Source organism: Daejeonella sp. (assembly GCF_044232565.1).
Lineage (GTDB): Bacteria > Bacteroidota > Bacteroidia > Sphingobacteriales > Sphingobacteriaceae > Daejeonella.
This window is the reverse complement of sequence record NZ_JBIILQ010000219.1, coordinates 1-4,571: the sequence shown is the minus strand read 5'-3', so window position 1 is coordinate 4,571 and position 4,571 is coordinate 1. Positions and strand designations below refer to the sequence as shown.

Annotated in this window: 5 protein-coding genes and 1 pseudogene; all 6 read right to left on the bottom strand. The window is 37.7% G+C overall.

The genetic code is table 11. The features are described from left to right. Nucleotides 1-521 (bottom strand): M20/M25/M40 family metallo-hydrolase (locus ACILQF_RS10775; protein ID WP_395627413.1); only part of this gene is annotated, 521 nt, incomplete at its 3' end. 4 nt (nt 522-525) lie between these two features. Next, nucleotides 526-1,341: a pyrroline-5-carboxylate reductase gene (gene proC / locus ACILQF_RS10770; RefSeq protein WP_395627412.1), complete on the bottom strand. Its 816-nt coding sequence runs from the start codon at nt 1,339-1,341 to the stop codon at nt 526-528. A 1-nt stretch (nt 1,342) separates the two neighbouring features. Beyond that, nucleotides 1,343-2,164, bottom strand: coding sequence for an acetylglutamate kinase (argB, locus tag ACILQF_RS10765; RefSeq protein WP_395627411.1), 822 nt, complete (start codon nt 2,162-2,164; stop codon nt 1,343-1,345). Next, nucleotides 2,161-3,123: an acetylornithine carbamoyltransferase gene (locus tag ACILQF_RS10760; RefSeq protein ID WP_395627410.1), complete on the bottom strand. Its 963-nt coding sequence runs from the start codon at nt 3,121-3,123 to the stop codon at nt 2,161-2,163. Before ACILQF_RS10760 ends, argB begins: the two co-directional genes overlap by 4 nt. 27 nt (nt 3,124-3,150) lie before the next feature. Further along, the gene (locus ACILQF_RS10755; RefSeq protein ID WP_395627409.1) at nt 3,151-4,281 is read right to left on the bottom strand and encodes an aspartate aminotransferase family protein; all 1,131 of its coding nucleotides are present in this window, start codon (nt 4,279-4,281) and stop codon (nt 3,151-3,153) included. A gap of 52 nt (nt 4,282-4,333) precedes the next feature. Further along, nucleotides 4,334-4,571, bottom strand: a pseudogene (locus ACILQF_RS10750) (N-acetyl-gamma-glutamyl-phosphate reductase); the annotation flags it as partial.

Genomic DNA, 4,571 nt, shown 5'->3' with positions numbered 1-4,571 from the left:
ACCATTAAACCCCGCTCGGCAATAGCAAGATTCATCAATGTGGGCTCTCCAACAATGGCAAATTCTAGGAGTCCGAGCTCAGGAACAATCAGTTCAAGACCATTTTTACCAGAAATCTCCTCTTCGGAAGTTGCGGAGAGACAAAGATTATATTTTAAATTATCCTGCTCATAAAAATGCAAAAAACATGCAATCAATGAAACAAGGCATCCACCAGCATCATTACTCCCTAATCCGAATAGCATTCCATCCTCTAGATCTGCAGAAAAAGGGTTGCGAGTATAGCCAGGATTTGGTTTTACTGTATCATGATGTGAATTTAATAAGATAGTTGGCTTTGAGGCATTATAATACTTGTTGAATGCCCAAATATTATTCTCCTTACGATGAGTAATGACACCACGTTCTTGCAAAAATGCATCTATCACATCAGCCGTAAGCGCTTCCTCTTTACTTAAGGAAGGTATGACAATTAATTTTTGGAGAAGATCTAAGCTATCATCAAAAAGGGTATTATGCATTGTGTTATTCTTTTTTATATAATTCGCCGGCCTTTTGAGCCGATAATTTAATTCCTTTAATCATGGACGAGCTGAAGCCCTGATGTTCCATTTCATTTAATCCAGCAATTGTACAGCCTTTTGGGGATGTAACTTTATCAATTTCTTGTTCTGGGTGACTGTTTAATTCTAAGAGTAAGGCGGCTGCACCTTTAGCAGTTTGTGCCGCCATTCTAAGTGCATCTTCCGCATGAAAACCAATCTCTACTCCGCCTTGTGATGCCGCACGTACCGATCTTAAAAAAAATGCTACACCACATGCACAAAGAGCTGTAGCTGAAGTCATTAGCTCCTCATTGATTTTAATAACTTCACCTACGGTGTTAAACATCTTGCTAACCTCCGCAATATTTTTTTCATCCAAATTATCCGAAGCGATGCAGGTCATAGATTCACCGATAGCAATAGCGGTATTTGGCATAGCCCGTACCACCTGCACCTTATTGCCAAGCTTAAAGCGAATATCTGAACAGCTAACCCCAGAGATTACCGAAATTACCAAATGTTTTTGAGGATCAATTGCAGCCGCTATCTTTTCGAGAAGCGCATTAAGCTGCTGAGGTAAAACAGCAAGAATAACGATTGATGACTGAGCAACTGCTGCAAAATTATCATCAGTCACCTTAAAACCCTGCTGTTGTTGAACTGCCAAATGCTGTAAATTACGTCGCGTTAATATAATTTTACCGGGAAGACAATAATCAGATTTTACTAAACCCTTTGCCAGCGATAAACCAATGTTACCACTTCCTAAAATTGCAATTCCCCTTATATTACTCATATTACATAGTTAAACGTGTTCCAAAATTATTTTGATTCAAGCCAGTTAACGCATCAGATTTCCCGATAAAAACCTCCTTAACCCCATTCTCAATCGCTTCAAAGGCATTATCGAGCTTAGGAATCATTCCCTCATTGATAATTCCATTCTTCTTTAAATCACTATATACACTAGGATTTATTGATTCGATTAAAGAGCTTTCATCATTCACATCCATCAAAACACCTGACTTTTCGAAGCAATAAATAAGTGATGTTTCATATTGCTTAACCAAAGAAGCTGCTAAAATAGAAGCAATTGTATCTGCATTGGTATTTAAAAGTTGACCCTTACCATCATGCGTTATTGCGGAAAATACGGGAGTAAATCCAGATTCAAGCAATTTGCACAAAGATGCTGCGTCTACTGAACTTTTATCAAGATCGCCAACAAAACCATAATCAAGATCAATTGCCTGATTCATTTCTTTGGAAAAAATCTTTTTTACCGGACGTTTTTTAGCGCAAATGATATTTGCATCCGCACCCGTTAGTCCGATAGCATTGCATTGGTATTTTTGCAACGAAGCAACAATATTTTTATTGATTAATCCGCCATAAACCATGGTAACAACCCTTAATGTATCCTCATCGGTAATGCGGCGTCCATCAATTAATTTCGCCTCAATACCTAATTCGGTAGATAATTTAGTGGCAATTTTACCGCCTCCATGTATCAAAATCTTGGGGCCCTCAATGGCAGCGAAATCCGACAAAAAGCTTTGAAGCTTCTCCGGATTATCAATCACATTGCCACCGATTTTTATAACTTTTAAAGATCTCATTTTAATCCTTCAAGCATATTTTTCAAAACCATCTGTGCCGACCAAACACGGTTTGCTGCTTCTTTTATAACTATCGAGTGCGGGCCGTCCAAAACTTCTGCCGAAAGCTCAAAATCGCGACGCACAGGTAAACAATGCATCACTTTAGCCTCATGGGTTTGTTCCAATTTTTTATGCGTCATCATCCAAGATTCAGCGCCAGAAACGGTTTTGCCATAATCAGTATAAGACGACCAATTTTTAGCATACACAAAATCTGCCCCTTGCAAAGCGAGATCTTGATTATATTCAATTTTTGCTCCTGGAGTAAATTTTTCAGCCAACTCTAGTCCTTGAGGATGAGTAATCACAAAATCTACCATTCCTTCAGCTTGTGCTCTGCACATCCACTCCGAAAAAGAATTGGGAACAGCTTGAGGCAAGGCTTTTACATGCGGCGCCCAGGTTAAAACCACTTTGGGTTTGACGATTTTTTTATTTTCTTCAATAGTAATAAGATCTGCAAAACTCTGCAAAGGATGCAAAGTTGCACTCTCCAAGGAAATAACAGGCACACCACTAAACTTCACAAACTTATTGAAAAGGCCTTCGCTATAATCTTCATCCCTATTTTGAAGCTTAGGAAAGGAACGAAAACCTAGTATGTCACAATATTCGCCCATTACTGCTGCCGCTTCACGGATATGCTCAACGGTAGTACCATTCATCACTACTCCATCCTCTGTCTCTAAGGCCCATCCCTCCTTGTCGAGATTCATCACCATCACGTTCATTCCTAAGTTTAAAGCTGCCTTTTGAGTGCTTAAACGTGTACGTAAACTAGGGTTCAGAAAAACCAATCCTAAGGTTTTATTCTTTCCCAATTTTTGATGCCCAAAAGGATCAGCCTTTAACATTAAAGCCTGATTTACAGACTCTTTCAAGTTAGATATATCGTGTACTGAAGAAAATAATTTCATATTAAAATGTCAAATTGTAGGCATCTACTAATTTAATTCGATTTTTAATGCCTCTAAAAATTGATCGGCATGTGCTTTTGTTATATTTAATGCGGGTAAAAGCCTGATAACGTTCGGCTTAGCCTCTCCTGTAAAAATATGATGTTTAAAAAGCAAATTCTTCTTCACGTAGCTGTATTGCTCAGGAAGATCTATACCTATCATTAATCCTCTACCTCGTACTTCAATAATTTGATCAAATTTCTTAAGTTCAGCGATTAAATAATTACCAATAGATTCCGCATTTTTCATGAGATTATCCTTTTCCATCACTTCCAATACCGCAAGAGCTGCAGCACACGCTAAGTGATTTCCCCCAAAGGTGGTACCAAGCTCACCATGCCAAGCTTTGAATTTTGGAGAGATACAAATTGCACCTATCGGAAAACCATTGCCCATTCCTTTGGCCATGGAATAAATATCTGCATCAACACCTGCGTAATCATGCGCATAAAAATTACCCGTACGACCATAACCACATTGAACTGAATCAGCGATATAAACTGCATTATATTGATCACAAAGTGCTCTAATTTTTATCAGAAAACTTTTTGAGGCCTCTTTAATACCGCCAACACCTTGAATACCCTCAATAATTACCGATGAAATCTCATTTCCATATTCATTGAAGGCATTTTCCAAAACCTGCTCATCATTCAATGGAAGAAAAATCACGTTTTCGGTCTGGTTAACCGGTGCAATAATTTTGGGATTATCAGTCGCAGAAACAGCTAATGAAGTTCGCCCATGGAAGGCTCCCTTAAATGCAATCACCTTTTTCCTATCATTATAGAAAGAAGCTAGTTTTAGCGCATTTTCATTGGCTTCAGCCCCAGAATTGCATAAAAACAGTTGAAAATCTGTCTTCCCAGAAAGTTTACCCAGCTTATCAGCCAATTCTTGCTGCAAGGGAATAATCACAGAATTAGAGTAAAAAGCAATTCTATTTAGTTGTTCGGTAATTCGACCAACATAATGTGGATGTGTATGTCCTATAGAAATTACGGCGTGGCCACCATATAAATCTAGGTATTCAACACCATTAGAATCCCAAACGGTGCTAGCTTGCGCTTTTACAATTTCTATAGGATTAAGAGGATAAACATCAAATAGTTTCATTTTTATATTTTAAAGAGGAATTAAAAATCAATTTTATTTCCAATTAATTTATTTAAAAAGCCGAAGCTTTTAATTTCAATCCCATCATTTCATCTACCCCGAACATCAAATTCATATTCTGCACTGCTTGTCCGCTGGCCCCTTTCAACAAATTATCTATGATGCTGACAATGAAAAGTTTATTTCCATGTTTCTCTAAATAAACTAATGCTTTATTAGTATTTACAACTTGTTTTAAGTCGATACTTTTCTGACTTAAATGACTAAATGGGTGAGATTCATAATAATCG

What these genes read in the sequence shown, in the direction of transcription:
- argB (WP_395627411.1), bottom strand. Translation starts at nt 2,164, where the DNA reads ATGAGATCTTTAAAAGTTATAAAAATCGGTGGCAATGTGATTGATAAT.
- proC (WP_395627412.1), bottom strand. Translation starts at nt 1,341, where the DNA reads ATGAGTAATATAAGGGGAATTGCAATTTTAGGAAGTGGTAACATTGGT.
- ACILQF_RS10760 (WP_395627410.1), bottom strand. Translation starts at nt 3,123, where the DNA reads ATGAAATTATTTTCTTCAGTACACGATATATCTAACTTGAAAGAGTCT.
- ACILQF_RS10755 (WP_395627409.1), bottom strand. Translation starts at nt 4,281, where the DNA reads ATGAAACTATTTGATGTTTATCCTCTTAATCCTATAGAAATTGTAAAA.